The organism is Rhizobium sp. L51/94, from assembly GCF_019355555.1.
In the GTDB taxonomy this organism is placed as follows: Bacteria; Pseudomonadota; Alphaproteobacteria; order Rhizobiales; family Rhizobiaceae; genus Rhizobium; species Rhizobium rhododendri.
The window spans coordinates 1,015,556-1,031,518 of record NZ_CP072142.1 but is presented as its reverse complement, the minus strand read 5'-3'; the positions used below and the strand labels follow the sequence as shown (position 1 = coordinate 1,031,518).

Below are 15,963 nucleotides of genomic sequence, written 5' to 3'. Positions count from 1 at the left end.
ATTCCTCTTTTTTCATGAACGGGACGCGGCTCTGCCCTGCCCACGGATGACCCACAGGAAGTATGGTCCGCCGATGAACGCCGCCATCACGCCTGCCGGGATTTCATAAGGGAAGTCGGCAGATCGACCCAGCCAGTCAGCCGCCACCATCAGCGTTGCGCCTATCGCGCTCGCCGTCAGAAGCAAGTGGATCTGGCCACGTACGCCGGCCATCCGCGCCATGTGCGGCGCCATCAGTCCGATGAAGCTTAAAGGCCCCACCATCATCGTCGCTGCACCCGTCAACGTGGCGACGAACAGCAACAGAACGGCGCGCGACCGGCCCGGATTAATGCCGAAAGAGCGTGCCGCGCCATCGCCGAGTGGCAGGACTTCCAGCCAGCGGCGAAAGAGCGGTGCCAAGGCCAGCCCGACGATGGCAAAACCGGCGGCGATCAGTGCGACAATGCCCGTGGCGCGAAAGGTTGGCCCCATGGTCCAGGCGAGGATGTAACTTGCACGCGGATCGCCGCTGGCAACGATGAAGGAAATGATGGCGCTGGCGAGTGCGCCGACGGCGATGCCAGCTAGCAGGACCGGTCCCGGCGCATAGTTCCTTTGCCGTGCAACCGCCAGCACGAGGGCGAATGACAGCATTGCGCCAACGATACCCCCTGCGAGCGGCACCAGTGGTGATGCCATGCCGTCGAGGAAAAACGCGGCGATGATCCCCAGCCCCGCGCCGGCGCTGACCCCGAGGCCCTCGGGGCTTGCCATCGGATTGCGCGTCGTGACCTGGATTACGGCGCCTGCAAGGGCAAGCATGGCGCCTGCGCTGGCGGAGGTGAGAACACGTGGCCATCGCCCTGCGAAGAGAACCGTCGGATCGATGCCGTGTGTGAAGATTTGCTCGGTCAGCGAAAAGATTGCGATCGTCACGGCGATGACGAGGCAGGCAGGTATGAGGAAACGGCTCGATAACAAAGGCTGCGCATGGATGCTTTCCGCCGGGGTCACCTCGTCCATGGAGTGCGGCACACCCTTGAGAAGGAAGAGCATCAGGATAGCACCGGTGATGGCTGTCACCGTGCCTGTCGGGACCTCTCCAACAAATGGAGCGCTGACAAGAACTATGCCATCGGCCAGAGCCAGAAGCAGGGCACCCATCAGCGACCCCCAGAATAGCCGCTGCCGGAAGGTCCTCGCGCCTGCAATCCGCGCGACGCTGGTTGCGGCGAGGCCCACAAATGCGATGACGCCCACCCGGGCGACGACGACAGCTGAGAGAATGGTAGCAATCAAGAGTACCGCTGCGCGTAGAGTACCGGACGAAATGCCGAGACTGCGGGCATTCGCATCGTCGACGCCGGCGACAGCAAGCGGTCGATAGAAAAGCAGCAACGCCGGGATGAGCACGACCAGGCGCAATGACAGGGCCTCCGCGTTGGAATAGTCGTTCTGGATCAGCGAACCGCTGCCCCAGATGAATACGCCCCGCAGATATTCGTGATGAAACAGTGCCAGGATGACGGAGGCCGATCCGGCCGAAAAGCTTATGATCATACCGCAGAGCAGCAGTGTCATCGGTGCGAAATTCGCCTTCTTCGCAAGGCTGGCAACAATCGCCACGGCTGCGAGACCGCCCGCAAGACCGGCTATTTCGCGCTCGCTTGCCGATACGGTGACGGCTAACAGCGAGACGACGGTGATGGCGAGCTGCGCGCCTGAGAGGATGCCCAGCGTCGACGGTTCGGCGAGCGGGTTCTTCAGGAGTTGCTGGAAGATCGTGCCGGCAAAGGCGAGAGAGGAACCGGCGAGGAGGGCAACGATCATCCGCGGCAGAAGCGAGAAGTGGACATAGACCTCGCCGAAGGAGGCGGGGTCTGGCTGCCAGAGCGCATGCTGGAGGTCGGTAACCGGAACATAGCCAAGTATTGCACTGACGTAGAGCAAAAGTGCTGCCAAGGCGATTATGAGGCTCAGGCGGGCAGGTGTCATCAGGGGAGATATCATGCGATGCAGATGCTTTGCTGAATGACCTCGGCAAATCGCATCGCCGACGGAAATGCTCCGAAAACCCAGGTGGGTGGCAGCATCGCGACATGGCCCTTCTGCACCGCCGGCAGGGATTGCCACAGCGCACTGTGCAGCAATGTTCCGGGCGGTCCCGGCTCGATGATGATCACGCGTGCATCCGGATATCGGGCAATCGCCTCCAGCCCCGCCGTGGCAAAGCCCCAGTTGTTTGTCGGGCCGTCCCATGCATTTTCGATGCCGATATGTTTCAGCACATCGTCGAACAGGCCGCCGGCGCCATAGATGTCGACAAGCCTGTCGTCGGCGAACTTGACGATCAGCAGCGGCCGTCCGTCGTAGATCTTTGCCTTCAGCGCTATGGCGTCCAGCCGGGCATAGCAGCGCTGCAGGTAATCCGCTGCAATCCGGTCTCTGCCGATATGCGCGGCGACTGTGCGGAGGCCAGTCTCGGCGGCCTTCAATGGCTGGCGCCCGGCGCTGTAGAGCGGCATGGCAAGAGTTGGAGCAATGTCATTGAGGCGTGCAGCGGAGGCGCCATAGCCGGCCTGGGAAAGGATCAGGTCGGGCTTGAGGGCGCGGAGCAGCTCCATGTTGGGCCACGACCTCAAGCCGAGGTCGATCGTCACATCCGGGAGTGTCGGCACGACGACGCGGGCGCCGTAGAGCGGCGCCTCTGCCACTGCGAACGGCGGAAACTCGAGGGCGAGAAGGCTTTCCGCCCATCCCCAGTCCAGCGCCGCGATCCTTGGCGCCGTTGGTTCCGCCATCGCCTGGGCTGGCAGAAAGGCAGCCGTCAACGCAGCGGCAAACTGCCGCCGCGTCAGCCAGTGGTTATTGTGGTCGGACTGGTATGCCAAGGCTTTTTACCAGCTGTATTTGAGGGTTGCATAGACGCTACGGCCTTCGCCCCAGTAGCATCCCGTGGCCGCGATGCAGGTCGAGACATACTTCCGGTCGAACAGGTTGCTCACGTTCAGCGATGCCTTCAGGCCCTCCATCTTCGGGTTGGCCTTGCCGAAATCATAGCGCACGGCGGCATCGAAGACTGTGTAGGAGGGTATGTCGAACAGGTTGGCGTTGTCGCCATATGTCTGTCCGGTATAGCGCGCGCCGCCGCCAAGGCTGAGGCCATCCCAGGTTGTAGATGTCTGTAGCGTATAGTCGAGCCACAGCGAGGCCTGATGGCGCGGCACGAAGGCAAAGCGATTGCCCTGGTTGCTGACGCCGGCAGCGTTGGCGTTGGCCTTGGTGATGTCGCTGTCGGTGTAGGCATACGATGCGAGAACTGAGAAGGCATCGGTGAGCTCTGCCTTGCCCTCAAGCTCGATGCCCCGCATCCTGACCTGGCCGGTCTGAACGTTGAAACTGGTATTTTCCGGGTCCGGCGAAAGAACGTTGTCCTGCGTCAGGTCGAAGGCCGAGAGGGTAACGAAACTGTTTCGGCCGACCGGCTGGTATTTGACGCCGACTTCGAACTGTTCGCCGGTGGTGGGGTCGAATGCCGTGCCTGCGCGGTCCGTGCCACTGGCAGGATTGAACGACGTCGAATAGCCGGCATAGGGCGAAATGCCATTGTCGAAATTGTAGACAAGGCCGGCGCGCCAGGTGAAATGGCCGTCCCTCTGGTTGATACCGTTGTCGGATACGCTGGTGCGGGTTCTGGTGTCGGTATTCGCCCAATCGTATCGGCCGCCAAGCGAGAACACGAAACGATCCCACTCGACCTGGTCCTGCGCATAAAGTCCGGTCTGACTGCGCTGCTGGTTGATCTTGGTGGCAATCGCAGGGCGGGTAACGCTGGTAGCCCCGTAAACGGGATCAAATCCATTGAAAAGTTTAAAGATCGGCGACAGCGCGGATTCTTCGTACCGGCTGCTTTCGTAGGAATAGTCGAGACCGAAAAGGGCCGTATGCGCCAGATCTCCGGTCGAGAAATGTCCCACGGCCTGGTTGTCGACCGTGACGGCTCGAGAGCTTTCCGGAAATGCCCAGGCGTAACGGTAGAAGCCCGCAGGGTTGCAAGCCGAAGGGCAGTAGGGCTGGACGCGCTGGGTGTCCGTGCTGACATAGGAATAGCGAAGGTTCTGCCGGACGGTCCAGGTCTCGTCGAGTTCGTGTTCGAGCTCGTAGCCCACCGAGGCCTGCTCGCTTTTGTAATGGTCGTATCCCGGCTCCCCGGGGAATGTGCTACGCGGCAGTTCCGGATATTTGCCGGTATAGAGCGTTCCATTGGCCGGAAGTGCCGGTGCGCCGCCACCGCCGGGGGAATCGATCCGCTGGTAGCTGCCGTAGATCGTGAGGGATGTACCCTCGTCCGGCTTGAAGGTGAAGGATGGCGCGATGTAGCCTTTCTTCTCCTTCACGAAGTCATACTGCGTGTCGGTCAGGCGGCCGACGCCGACGAGGCGGTAGAGAAGGCTGTCGTCGTCATTGAGGTTGCCGTTCAGATCGAATGCAGTCTGGATGCGATTATCGGTGCCGAACTGTGTTTCCACCTCGTTCTTCGCAGTGGCGCTGGGGCGCTTCGAAACCATGTTGATCAGGCCGCCGGGCTCGCTCTGACCATAGAGAACCGAGGCGGGACCTTTCAGAACTTCGGCGCGCTCGAGGCTGTAGGGCTCGACACGTGGCTGGGCATAGCCTCTGGCTCCAAACGGCAGCCGGAGGCCATCGAGATAACGGCCGGGGCGAAAGCCGCGAATTGTGAACCAGTCGTAACGGCTGTCGTCGCCGAACTGGCTGATGACGCCGGGCGTATACCGGAACGCCTGGGTCAGCGTGGCCGATCCCTGTGCCGTCATCTGGTCGCGTGTGACGACATTGATTGCCTGTGGCGTGTTTTTGAGCGCGGCGTCGGTTTTCGTGCCCGTTGCGCTTTGCGTGGCAACAAACCCCACGACCGGCCCTCGGCCTCGCTCCCCCTTGAGAACGATGGGTTGCAAGGATGTGTCACCGTCCGCTGCCGCATCCGGAGAGACTGCCTTTGAATTGACAAGCAGTGCCGTCGTCGGCGTCGTGAAACGGTACGTCAGGCCAGTCCCGGCCAGCAAGCGCGACAGCGCGGCTTCGGCGGGGAGATTGCCACTGATGCCGCTCGTGCGCAGATTGGCGGGCAGATTACCGTCGAACGCGACGTCGATGCCCGTTACGGAGGAATAGCGGACCAGTGCGGCGGAAAGCGGCTGGCCGCTGATTGTGAAAGCGTAACTCTTGCCGCTTTCGGCTACCGCATTTGTCGATATGGAAAGCGGTGCGAAGCCGACGCAGGCTACCAACAGCACGCTGCAAAGTAGCCGAAGACGACTGCCGCCGATTTGATTTTCCGTCATTCGCATTGCCCCCTGCAAACGCAATTCGGCCCGGGCATTTCCGGGCTTCTGAAAAGGGGACGCATCAGGTCGCAAAAAACCTCGGTCGTTTTTCAACTTTTTTCTTGCGGATAGATCAATGTCAGCCAGGGAGAGTAGCGGGCGATGCGGATGGGAAGGCCGTTTTCGAGGTTCTCGAGTATGCTACCGGCTCGTCGAACATCGACGATGATGCTGACCGGCCGGCGCGCCAAGGCCCTGTCCATGACGATCATCTTGCCGTGACGCCATCTGGAAAGTGCGGTCACCACATTTTCAAACGGTGTTGAAATGAAGACCAGCTTTCCATCACGCCACGAAAGCTGTGAACCATCATCCATGCGCACCGGGCTGGATATTCTGTCGCGGGCATACAGAACTGACTGTCCCTCCTGGACAACCTGCTCCTGCGTCGGAGACGATACCCTGACTGAATGCTGGGCTACCGCCACGACGATGCCTCGCTCCTCTATTCCGACGGAAAACTGCGTCCCCAGCGCCGCACTTCTCAGCAATCCGCAATCGACGACGAACGGTCGCTGCATGTCCGGAGCAACCGTGAAGAATGCCTCGCCTTCCAACAAATGCACCTGCCGTTGCCCGGGTGTGAAGTCCAGCGATATGGCTGTGGCGGTAGAAAGTTCTGCAACAGTACCGTCGGCAAGGGTGATACGGGCAGTTTCTCCGACGCCCGTTCGGTAGTCTGCCGCGACCGACCGCAGATAGGCATTGGCACTGAGCCCAGCCGTGGCAAGCACCAGCAATGCGCCGCCGGACTTAAGGAGGTTCCTGCGTTTGATGGACGAGGGCGCCGGGACCTCGGGGAGTGCCGAAGCCCCCTCCCACAGACGCTCGAGTTCGGAATAGGCTTTGACATGCTCGGGGCTGCGCTCCAGCCAAGCCCTGAATGATGCGCGGTCGTTGGCGGTGGCGCTCTCATCGAGAAGCCGCGCAAACCATTCGGCCGCGCACCGCGATACGTTCGCATCTTCGTCAGGACAGTTTTCTGTCCGGGACATGTCCTGCATTCGCCGCCTCGCTCTGAGAAAATAAAGCTGCAGAGAGCATTCAGCCCTGTGCCTTCATCTCCGCCCGCAACCGTTCAAGCGCGACGACCATGTGACCGAAGACCGTCTTCGGCGAAATGCCGAGACGATCGCCGATCTCGACGTAGGTGAGGCCATCGATGCGTGAAAGCAAGAAAACCTGTCTGGCGCGAGGCGGCATGCGCCCGAGTGCCGCCTGCACGCGCCGCAGTTCCTGGCGGTTGATCGTGGTCGCTTCAACGGATTGCCTGGGATCGGATATGCTTTCCAGACCGTCGATGCCGTCGACAAAGGGCGCCAGTTTCTTGCGGCGCTGATGGTCGAGGGCGAGATTGCGGCCTGTCGTGACGAAATAGCTGGCAAGGTCGGCAACCTCGCGCAACAGGCCCGGTCGTTCCCAGAAACGCAGGAATGTGTCCTGCAGAAGATCCGCCGTCGTCGCTGAACATTGCACTCGACGGTAGATAACGTGTGCCAGGCGAGAACGCACGTCCATGAAGGTACCAAGTATGTCTGGGTGATCCGCGCTGTCCATAAATTGCTGCTATCATCGCATGGCAACCGGGCGCAAGAGAAAAGATGATAATAATTATCACCTTTTAAATACTGCCGTCGCCTGCGTTTTTACACCCGTCAGCTTCTTCGACATTGAACGGGCCGAGTCCGCAGCCCGATCCAGCAACTGCTCACGTGCGGCCTGGACACGGCTTGCGAGCAACTGGCGCCGGCTGGTGCACATCATCGCCTTGATAGGATTTGAACTGCTGACCTCATCAGCCAACGCACGTTTCTCTGACAATATCAAATGATTGAAGCGTAAAGCCTATTTATGGAACTTCAGCTAGATTTTTGAAGGTCACACTGGTACAAGCTCGGTTCGAAATCCGGGCTTGTACCGTATGATTAACTCAGTTTGGGTCAGAATGTACGCTGGAAACGCAGTACGCCCGAGAACTTATCGCCGTGATCGACGCCGCCGCCGTCGAACTTGACGTAGGTGATTTCAGGGTTGATCTTGAAGCCCTTGGCAATGAAGTAGTCCACGTTCGTCGTGGCTTCGAATAGATGACTATCCGCGTAAGCGACCTGTGTGTTCCAATCAAGCTTGTCGTTGATCTGGACCGTCGTGCCGCCCCAAACGGTGTAATCGCCTGTAGACACATTGATGTCGCCAGCCAACTCGCCGTTGGCGTATCGGTTGATCTTGCTGCCATCCGTATTCCAAGCGCCCATCAGGAAGGCCTTGAATGTGCCAAAGTCAACGTCGAGGCGCGCTTTGATAGCACCTTCCTGAACGACTGAATCATACCCGCCAACAACCTTCAGGCCGAACGCGCCAGCCTTATAGCCAATACCAGCAACTGCGTCAGGGGCATAATGATCCGACTCATCACGACCATTGTTTGGATCAACTGCACCCGCGCCGGACTGGCTATCTTCAACTGAGATAACGCCAGTGAGGCCGGTGCCGCTGTCGTAAAGATAGCTGAGCTGGTTGAGTTCGTAAGGTCCATCGCCGATCACGTCATCGTTGATGACGTTACCGGCATAGCCGATCCACTGGTTGTACTGCGAATCGGTCTTACCAACGATGAACCCGCCCAGGCTGATGGTTGCCCAGAGAACCTTGGACTGGTTGGTACCCTCGCTCGAGTCGAAACGATAGATCATGTCGGTCTTTAGCGGACCGTATTCGGTGTCCGTTGCAGTATCGACGTTCAATTCAGCGCGCGTGTGCCACTCTGTGCCGTTCTTGACGCCTTGCCCAACGACGTAGGGGTCATGGAAATAAGCTTCGGTACGAACCATGCCGCCGATCTTGAGGCAGGTTTCCGTGCCTGGGATGTAAAAATAGCCCGCGCCGTATGCATCGCATATGCGAACGTATTCAAGCGGTTCCGGCTCAGCAGCAACGATAGCATCTGCAGCGTGAGCACCGGACACCATTGCGAGGGCAGCAGCGGAGCCGAGAAGTAGACTTTTGATGTTCATAATTTCCTCCAGTAAAAACGTTTCGGTCGGGTCTGGAATTTAGCCCGAAGGCGTTCTCCTCCCATTCCCGTGTCTTAAGAAGACGACCCACCCCCGCTTCCGTGACAGAAAATATGCTGCTATGTTAATCTTGCAATCGCGATGTTGTCATTTTAGCCGTAGGAATTGAACGACGGATACACTCTGTTGCTCAAAGCACACAGATGCCACGGCACCTATTGCACCAGCACTGGTTACTAACGAAGGAGAACAATGGCGGTTGGCTATGTCACCAATTCAAACACCCGTTTATCAACGCGATGTGATTGCCTTTTGCGCCAAGAATTCCAAATTGCGTTCACAGAAGCCGGCATTTATCCGTTTGCACTCTTCATTTCTCGCCGGAATTCAATGTAGCTTGCGCGCTACCGTACTGATGCATATTTTTTATTCGTATTTAATAAATTATGTTGAGTTGCGGACAGGTCAGATGTCAGGTGGAGCTCAGAACTGCCAATCGACAAGCTGCTCTCCTCCAGAGACCTCAAGCACCGTGCCTGTAACGTAGGGGTTGGTCATCAGGAAGACCGCGGCGTGCCCGACGTCGGCTGGATGACCGATCCGGCGCGCTGGGAAGTTCGCGCGCACCTTCTCGCGGACGTCCGCGGCGTCTGTCGGGGAAAGGAAGTTCCAGAGGTCGGTATCGATGAATCCGGGCCGAATGGCGTTCACCCTGATCGGGCCGAGTTCGAGCGCGAGCGAGCGTGCCAACGCCTCCACGGCGGCAAAAGTCGATGTGACGCTCGTCATGCCAATCTTCGAACGAGCCGCGATCCCGCCTGTAAGAAAGGTGATAGAGCCGTTGGAGGTAAGTTTTGGAGCAGCATAGCGTGCGCATGCCCAGGAGCCGAGAAACTTGCTGTTGCCGTAGCTGCGCGCGCCCCGCATGTCTTCGTCCATGAATGCACCCCAGCTGCCATCGGTCGGACCCGCGGCGACGAGCAAATGATCCAGACTTTCAATGGTATCGAAGGCAGCCCGAACGGCGTCCTCATCGCCGATGTCCAACACCAGCTGCTCGAAAGACGCTAGCTCCGGATGGTCTGCTGCGGGAGCCGAGCGCCGGCTGGCAACCGTGACGCTCGCGCCCGCTGCTTGGGCTGCCTGAGCGATGCCGAGCCCTATTCCTGTTTTGCCGCCGACCACGAGCACGCGTTTCCCTGTGAGATCGTAGGACGGCGATTGTGGACGCTTCAATTCATGCTGTGCTGTTGTCATGACAAGTCTCCTTCAACGGTTGCAGATTAGGATGGAGCTATGCGATCTGCCTCAGCACACCGCCATCGACGCGCATGGCGGACCCGGTCGTGCCGGATGCCTGCTCCGAGCATAGGTAGACGACCATGTTGGCCACCTCCTCCGTGCTGGTGAACCGATTGATGAGCGTCGTCGGGCGCAGCGTCTTCAGGAATTGCTGTTCGGCCTCTTTCTGAGTAATGCCCTGCTCCCGAGCGGTTCCCGCCATCCAGTTGGACATGATTTCTGAATTCGTCGGACCGGGAAGCACCGAATTGACCGTCACCCCCGTTCCGGCCACCGTCTCGGCCAAACCTCGGGATATGGCCAGCTGCGCCGTCTTGGTCATGGCGTAGTCGATCATATCCTTCGGAATTGCGAGTGCGGATTCGCTGCTGATGAACACGACCCGCCCCCAGCCCCGCTTTGTCATCCCCGGCAAATAATGGCGTGCCGCGCGAACGCCACTCATGACATTGAGCTGAAACATGTCCAACCAGTCGCCGTCGGTGAGTTCGGCGAACGGTTTGGGGTTGGCCGTGCCTGCATTGTTGACAAGAATGTCGGCATCGGGCGCCTGATCAGCAAGAATCGCGCTGCCTTCCTTGGTGGCCAGATCGGCAGCGACGCCAGTGATCTCGACATCCTGGAAGAGCGCCTTCACCTCCGCCACCGCGGCTGCCACCCGCGCCTCGCTGCGGCCATTGATGACGACGGATGCGCCGGCCCGCGCCAAGCCCTCGGCGATCGCCCGACCGATGCCAGCAGTGGATCCGGTGATGACCGCTTTGCGGCCTGCAAGTGAAATGTGCATGATCGTATTCTTTCTGAACTGTGACGATCATTGCTTGTAACGCATGTTGAAAATGGCGATAATATCGCAATTCATCATGATATTAATGCGAAAATGGAATAGGTTCCGGCACTTTGCGGTTTGTACTTTGACCGTTTGGCGAAACTGGAAGGCCAAATCGTTGGCTGGCAAGGCAGGCAGCGAGCCGCGTCAGACTCGCCCTTCGAGCGAGGCGGCCAGGAAGTCGGTGACGCGCCGAACCCGCGCGGAAACCAGCCGGCGCTTTGGCCAGACGAAGCTGATGTCCCTGGTATCCCGGACATAGTCATCGAGTATCGTGACCACGTCAGAATGTGATAGCTCCTCGACGAGAGACGCCCGGGTAAACATGCCGATCCCGACGCCGGCAAGCACGCCGGCGCGGATGGTCTCGATGCTGTTGGAGGAGAGGTTGCCGCGCACTGATATACTGAAACGACCTTGCGGGCCGACGAATGGCCAGTTTGCCGTTTCCTTGAAGCCCGCATAGACAAGGCAGTTGTGATGAGCGAGCTCGGCGGGCTGTTTGGGGATACCGTGCTTTTCAAAATATTGCCGGGATCCGACGCACACGAGCGGGGTCCTTGTCAGCCGCCTGACGACAGCATCGGGCTCCTCGACTGCTCCTACCCTTATCGCCAGATCGACCCGGTCCTCGACCATGTCCCGCGTGAGATCCGACAAGACAAGGTCCAGTTGGAGATTGGGATACTCGGACAACAGGTCCGGCACGATGGGCAGGATATGAAGTCGACCGAACGTGGTGGGCACTGCAATGCGTATCGATCCCGACATGTCGACCGCGCTGCCCATGACCTCGCGGTTTGCGTCGTCGATCTCCTCGATGAGAGGCTTCATCCTATCGAAGTAATTTTGCCCCTGATCGGTCAGCGTGACGTTTCTGGTGCTGCGATTGAAAAGTGCGACGCCAAGCCGGTTTTCGAGTGTACCGATTGCTTTGCTGACAGCGGACTGCGAGGCACCGGTTCTGCGACCGGCTGCCGTGAAACCGCCCGTCTCCACCACCGCAAGAAACGCCTCAAGCTCGGTAAGCCTGTCCATCCTGTTGCCCCATGTGATAAACGGTGAAGTGTCTATGCCGAAATTGTTGCATGTTTCGTTACGACCGGCCCCAATATCTCAGCCTCATCCGTTCGAGGCCACCCATCAATCCTCTGCAGACACGCAGGTTCGTCGACGAGGCAAGGATGCGATGGTATGTCGATGCTATCAATCGCGCGTTTCGATAGAGCGGACGGTTGCTTCAAGCTTTTATGCGTCAACAAAACACCGCCCAGTGTGAATAGGGTAAGGCAGCGCTCATGGCGGCGGCTTTGGCCCAGGGATTCGTTGCTTGAAATGGCCAGTGCGAATGGGCGAGCTGGGCGAGGACGACCTTAAGGGGGTTGATCCGATGCTCCCTGCGCCACCCGTCGGAGAGTGCATTATTCGTCGCCTTGAAAGGAATCGAACCGGCGACGGGTTGATCAGATAGCTTAAGTTCCTGAAAAATGTACTTCGTAACACAACGCTTTATGAAAAGTGGCGGTAACTGGCTGGTTAAGCTCCAGAATGCGTAGCTGAGGCTAATCGGTCCGCGGGAGACCGCTACAGCGTGTCCGAGAGTTTACCAAGGTTCATCTAGGCAGTCAAAAATCGAAACTTAACGATGGTCTATAGCGAGAAGCTCACGAAGGTTATTGAAAGCGGAATGACTTCTCGCCGCAATAATAGGCAGATCATTTCCACCTGATAATCGGAACCTTTCGCCTGAAAGGCTAGCATTATAGCCTCCCGCTTCCCTATGAAGAAGAAGGCCGGCCGCATGGTCCCATGGATTTTGCCAGGTAAAGACTGCAGCGTCAGCTAGGTTCCTAGCGAGATCGACGTATTCCAAACCGGCTCCGCGAGCGTGCAGCTTCATCGATTGGTGGCGGTCCAACGGTGCAAGCATGCGATCGTCCTCAGCATTGCGGTAAGCTGGGTGAGTTGTCACTATTCGGCCTACGACGTTCTCATTAGGCGTGATTTTCAGTTCCTTTCCATTCAAACGCGCACCGTTTCCGGCGACCGCTTCAGCCATGAGCCCAAGAATGGGTGCAAAAATCCAGCCACCAACTGTTTTTCTATTTAGGACAAGGGCAACCATCATCGAAAAATCCGCTTCTCCGCGTATAAAATTGGAAGTGCCATCAATAGGATCGATGATCCATACGGGCGCGTCCTCTTCCAATGATGCCATAATCCCAGGATTCTCGTGAACTGCTTCTTCCCCAAGGCAGACGGACCCGTTTAAGAGTGCTTTTAGTCCCGAACCTAGTGCCATTTCTGCTTTACGGTCGGCAGATGTCGCGTAATCATTTTCAGATTTATTGAAGATTTCCTCTGGCCGAAGTCGGTTGAACCTAGGAAGGATTTCAGCCAGAGCCACGGCTTTCATCAATGCCTCCACCCCCGAAAATTCTTTCATCGAACACCTCTCAAGCCCTAGCTTACGGTGACGAACACAACACCCGCGATTATCAAAGCGGTCCCTATCAGCAGCCGGACGCTATTGACGTTTTCGACGTCGCCTAAAAGCAGCCCCACCGCCACGGTTACGAGTACGTTGGTACTTAAAATAGGGGCCAGCCTGGAAATCGGAAAGTTGTATTTCCAAAGCGCCATGCCAACCAAACCAGTTCCCGCCGCAAAGCCCGCGCCCGCCATGATTGCGTAGGTAATCGCACCCAGTGATGGGACTGACTGACGGGGCTGGAATGCCAAGGAAGCCAGGCCGGCAGCAAAAATCGAAAGTCCGAAGATAGCCAGATAAACAGATGGACTTGCGCCAGACATACTGCTCTGCCGCTGTAATATCGACGTCATTCCCCACAGGAACGCTGGAATAGCCCCTCCAACGATGATCGGAATAATATTTGCCACTCTTGCTTCCTATCGCTCAGTCACTGTGCCGCCGTTGCAAGATCTAGCGTTGGTGAAACCTGTGCACGGAAAAAAATATCGCCTGCGTCCATCTCACCAAAATCTGGCGTCACGACATTCCCCTTCATGTTCTCACGGAGACTAAAACCTATGACGCCGATCCCGCTGTCATTTAGAGCTCGGCTTCCGACAGCGGAGGAGCAAATGACCGCGGCAAGCCGTGCTTCTGTATCGCATCTGGTTTGAAGAAATCGGCTCGCCTCAAGAATCGTCCCACCGGTAGCCGAGATACAGTCGAGAAAAATTATCGAGTCATAATGAGACGATTCCAGCGGGGAGCAGTATGTGCATTTCGCTTCACCCTGCCCTCCGTCGCCTCTTTGCAGGCCCAACATGCAAAAATCCGCCTCAACGAATTCCGAGAGAAAGCCAGGATAAAGCATGCCACCGCCCCTAAGGATCACGACGCAAAGAACTCGTTGGGGTGCGGGAAGCTGGGCCATCACAATCACCCGGGTCTGTCGTGCCAGGCTGAATCCCAGATCACTGAGGTTTTCCCGCATCCCGATCCGAGATGGCACTCCAGACCTGACGGCCTTATACAACCCGCGTCGATCTTCTATTTCGACTGACAACATCAAATGGCTCCTTCCGTGAAAGTTCTTCTGTCAGACGCGAGAGCAGATCCTCCTCGCGCGATTTGCAGAGTGTCGAAATTATCGGCAAAGAACTGCCGCCGGCATCGCCACGATCAATCATCCGTTTGAGAATCCAGACAGTGACCGCAAGGCGGATCCGCGCATTTGCCAACAGATCCTCGACAAGAAATGCTACGTCATTTTTCAAAAATGCCCGGTCATGCAGTGCGAGATCAAGGCGCTTCACCATTTCGGCGAGAGCCCATATGCCGTCGTCGACCAGAAATCTGGTGATGGGGTCTTCGAAAAAATACGCGACGGACTCCTGAAACGACAACGTCCCAAGTTTGAGTTTTCGCTCGGGCGAAGTGCCGCTGAAAATCCAGTAAGTTCCGTCGGAATTGAGCGTAATGGCCACTCCTTCACTGACGGTGTAAGTGCTTTTGATTGCATCGTTTACTGTTGTCGCGAGGTTCAGCCTACCGGGCGCTCGTTCGAATGGGGTGTAGTATTCCTTGATAGTCATTGAATTCGTTGAGAGCTCTTCGCTGTCGTGGAGATCCTCAGCCTTGCCGCTAAATCTCATAACGTTGAAAGTAATCGGAAGCCGCTTATTGTCGCCGAACACGATCACGTGGTTCCAGTCGTTGACGACCTCAGTGTGTCCCCCCAGCAGTTGAGCTAGCGCAGCGTCAAGAACACCTCGGTCAGGTTGTATGCTGCGAAAGCCAAGGCCTATGAATTCCGAATTACTAGCCCAAGCGCGTGCCGCATTTGCGTAGTATTCGAGGAGAACAGGACGAGGTGCACCAACATGGTACCTATCGAGGCTGAGCCTCAACCTTAGTTCCCGCAGTTCACCGTTGCGTTGCCCTGCCTCGCCGAGTTGACGAAGCACAGTTGTTGCGCGCTGTTGGGTTTTTGCCCAATGTCCTGCGGTTACGATTTCGATGACTGGAACTTTAGCTGCTTCCACAAGGCGAAGGATATTGCCAAACTTGAGAAAGGGTTCGCCTCCTCCCGTGATATTGAGCTTTTGGGAGTGGCTCTCGTCGATGAAGCACAAAGCATCTTCCAGATCCTCTTTATCGAGTGCATCCTTCAAAGACTTTGAAGTAAGATCCGACGAGTACATGCAGTGCTCGCATGCAACCGGGCATAATTCCGAAAGATGGATAAAAAAACTCGATCCGGAGAACGGAATTGGAGCCTTAAACGGACCCAGCGAACGAATAATTTGCTCGCGTGCTTTGACAGGTTCGGCGAAAAATGCCGCAAGCGTTTCAAATGCCATGTGACCACTCCGGGTATATCCCTGCGAATGCTCACCGGCACGTAAATCCTGTCCGGTCACAGCTGGAAAGCTGAAATGTCGTTATGAGATCTTATTATGTGGGTGATCGGTGCCACCCTTAAGCGTCAAGCTATGCCTGACGAACCGCAAACGCAAGCTGAAATTGCGTATAATTTACTCTTATGGATTTTTTTAGAGGCAGGCTTTTGCATCTTCAGCCATCTCCCCGTTTATTAGGTTTACGACAACCGCGTGCTCTATTAATGCGCGCCGGTGAATACACCACCATCTAGACTTGTCTATTCGATCGCGTTCTCATTGCCGGGAGCTGATGGGTGCGCAATTGCGCCCAGGCAACTACTGCCTCGACGGTGACGTTTGGCCGAGGCGGGAAGCGCAAAACGAATAATTTCGGATTAGGAGAACTTCGACAAAAGGGAAGCAAAATTTCTGTTTGAACGCGCTTGTCGCGAAAATACCGGATTTTGTTCGACATGTTATCCGGACTTTTGCAGCGTTGCAAAATTAGGCAGACCGTGTCAAAACTCGTGACGCGATGAGTTTTAGCGCTTGCGCGGTCGTTGCTATGGAAACTTTG

14 protein-coding genes are annotated in these 15,963 nt (G+C 57.2%); 1 reads left to right on the top strand and 13 read right to left on the bottom strand.

Annotated features, from left to right (window positions below; translation table 11 throughout):
• Nucleotides 1–12: 12 nt before the first annotated feature.
• The 5 genes from fhuB to J5274_RS22645 form a co-directional block, all read right to left on the bottom strand.
• Nucleotides 13–1,977: a Fe(3+)-hydroxamate ABC transporter permease FhuB gene (gene fhuB, locus J5274_RS22665; RefSeq protein WP_224128898.1), complete on the bottom strand. Its 1,965-nt coding sequence runs from the start codon at nt 1,975–1,977 to the stop codon at nt 13–15.
• Between the two features lie 11 nt (nt 1,978–1,988).
• Nucleotides 1,989–2,873 (bottom strand): ABC transporter substrate-binding protein, encoded by an 885-nt coding sequence (locus tag J5274_RS22660; RefSeq protein WP_224128896.1) that lies wholly within the window; start codon nt 2,871–2,873, stop codon nt 1,989–1,991.
• Between the two features lie 6 nt (nt 2,874–2,879).
• Complete coding sequence (locus tag J5274_RS22655; protein WP_219275211.1) at nt 2,880–5,345, bottom strand: TonB-dependent siderophore receptor; 2,466 nt, start codon at nt 5,343–5,345, stop codon at nt 2,880–2,882.
• Nucleotides 5,346–5,437: 92 nt separating this feature from the next.
• Entirely contained in the window at nt 5,438–6,382 is a 945-nt protein-coding gene (locus J5274_RS22650; protein WP_224128894.1) for a FecR family protein, read from the bottom strand.
• Nucleotides 6,383–6,431: 49 nt separating this feature from the next.
• Nucleotides 6,432–6,944: an RNA polymerase sigma factor gene (locus J5274_RS22645; protein WP_219275208.1), complete on the bottom strand. Its 513-nt coding sequence runs from the start codon at nt 6,942–6,944 to the stop codon at nt 6,432–6,434.
• A 19-nt stretch (nt 6,945–6,963) separates the two neighbouring features.
• Between J5274_RS22645 and J5274_RS22640 the strand changes: the two genes are divergently transcribed.
• On the top strand, nt 6,964–7,218 hold the full coding sequence (locus J5274_RS22640) for a hypothetical protein (RefSeq protein WP_219275206.1): 255 nt from the start codon (nt 6,964–6,966) through the stop codon (nt 7,216–7,218).
• Nucleotides 7,219–7,327: 109 nt separating this feature from the next.
• Here the strand turns inward: J5274_RS22640 and J5274_RS22635 are convergent, their stop codons facing one another.
• The 8 genes from J5274_RS22635 to J5274_RS22600 all read right to left on the bottom strand — a co-directional run bounded on the left by J5274_RS22635 (nt 7,328) and on the right by J5274_RS22600 (nt 15,365).
• Nucleotides 7,328–8,401, bottom strand: coding sequence for a porin (locus J5274_RS22635; protein WP_219275204.1), 1,074 nt, complete (start codon nt 8,399–8,401; stop codon nt 7,328–7,330).
• 483 nt (nt 8,402–8,884) lie between these two features.
• Entirely contained in the window at nt 8,885–9,658 is a 774-nt protein-coding gene (locus J5274_RS22630) for an SDR family oxidoreductase (RefSeq protein WP_219275203.1), read from the bottom strand.
• Nucleotides 9,659–9,695: 37 nt separating this feature from the next.
• Nucleotides 9,696–10,490, bottom strand: a complete 795-nt coding sequence (locus J5274_RS22625; protein WP_219275201.1) for an SDR family NAD(P)-dependent oxidoreductase — start codon at nt 10,488–10,490, stop codon at nt 9,696–9,698.
• Between the two features lie 189 nt (nt 10,491–10,679).
• Nucleotides 10,680–11,570, bottom strand: coding sequence for a LysR family transcriptional regulator (locus J5274_RS22620; RefSeq protein WP_219275199.1), 891 nt, complete (start codon nt 11,568–11,570; stop codon nt 10,680–10,682).
• Nucleotides 11,571–12,171: 601 nt separating this feature from the next.
• A complete protein-coding gene (locus J5274_RS22615) occupies nt 12,172–12,978 on the bottom strand; it encodes an inositol monophosphatase family protein (RefSeq protein ID WP_219275197.1) in 807 nt (268 codons plus the stop codon).
• A gap of 17 nt (nt 12,979–12,995) precedes the next feature.
• A complete protein-coding gene (locus J5274_RS22610; protein ID WP_219275195.1) occupies nt 12,996–13,433 on the bottom strand; it encodes a hypothetical protein in 438 nt (145 codons plus the stop codon).
• 20 nt (nt 13,434–13,453) lie between these two features.
• Nucleotides 13,454–14,071: a uracil phosphoribosyltransferase gene (locus J5274_RS22605; protein WP_219275194.1), complete on the bottom strand. Its 618-nt coding sequence runs from the start codon at nt 14,069–14,071 to the stop codon at nt 13,454–13,456.
• A complete protein-coding gene (locus J5274_RS22600; RefSeq protein ID WP_219275192.1) occupies nt 14,031–15,365 on the bottom strand; it encodes a 4Fe-4S cluster-binding domain-containing protein in 1,335 nt (444 codons plus the stop codon). Before J5274_RS22600 ends, J5274_RS22605 begins: the two co-directional genes overlap by 41 nt.
• Nucleotides 15,366–15,963 lie beyond the last annotated feature (598 nt).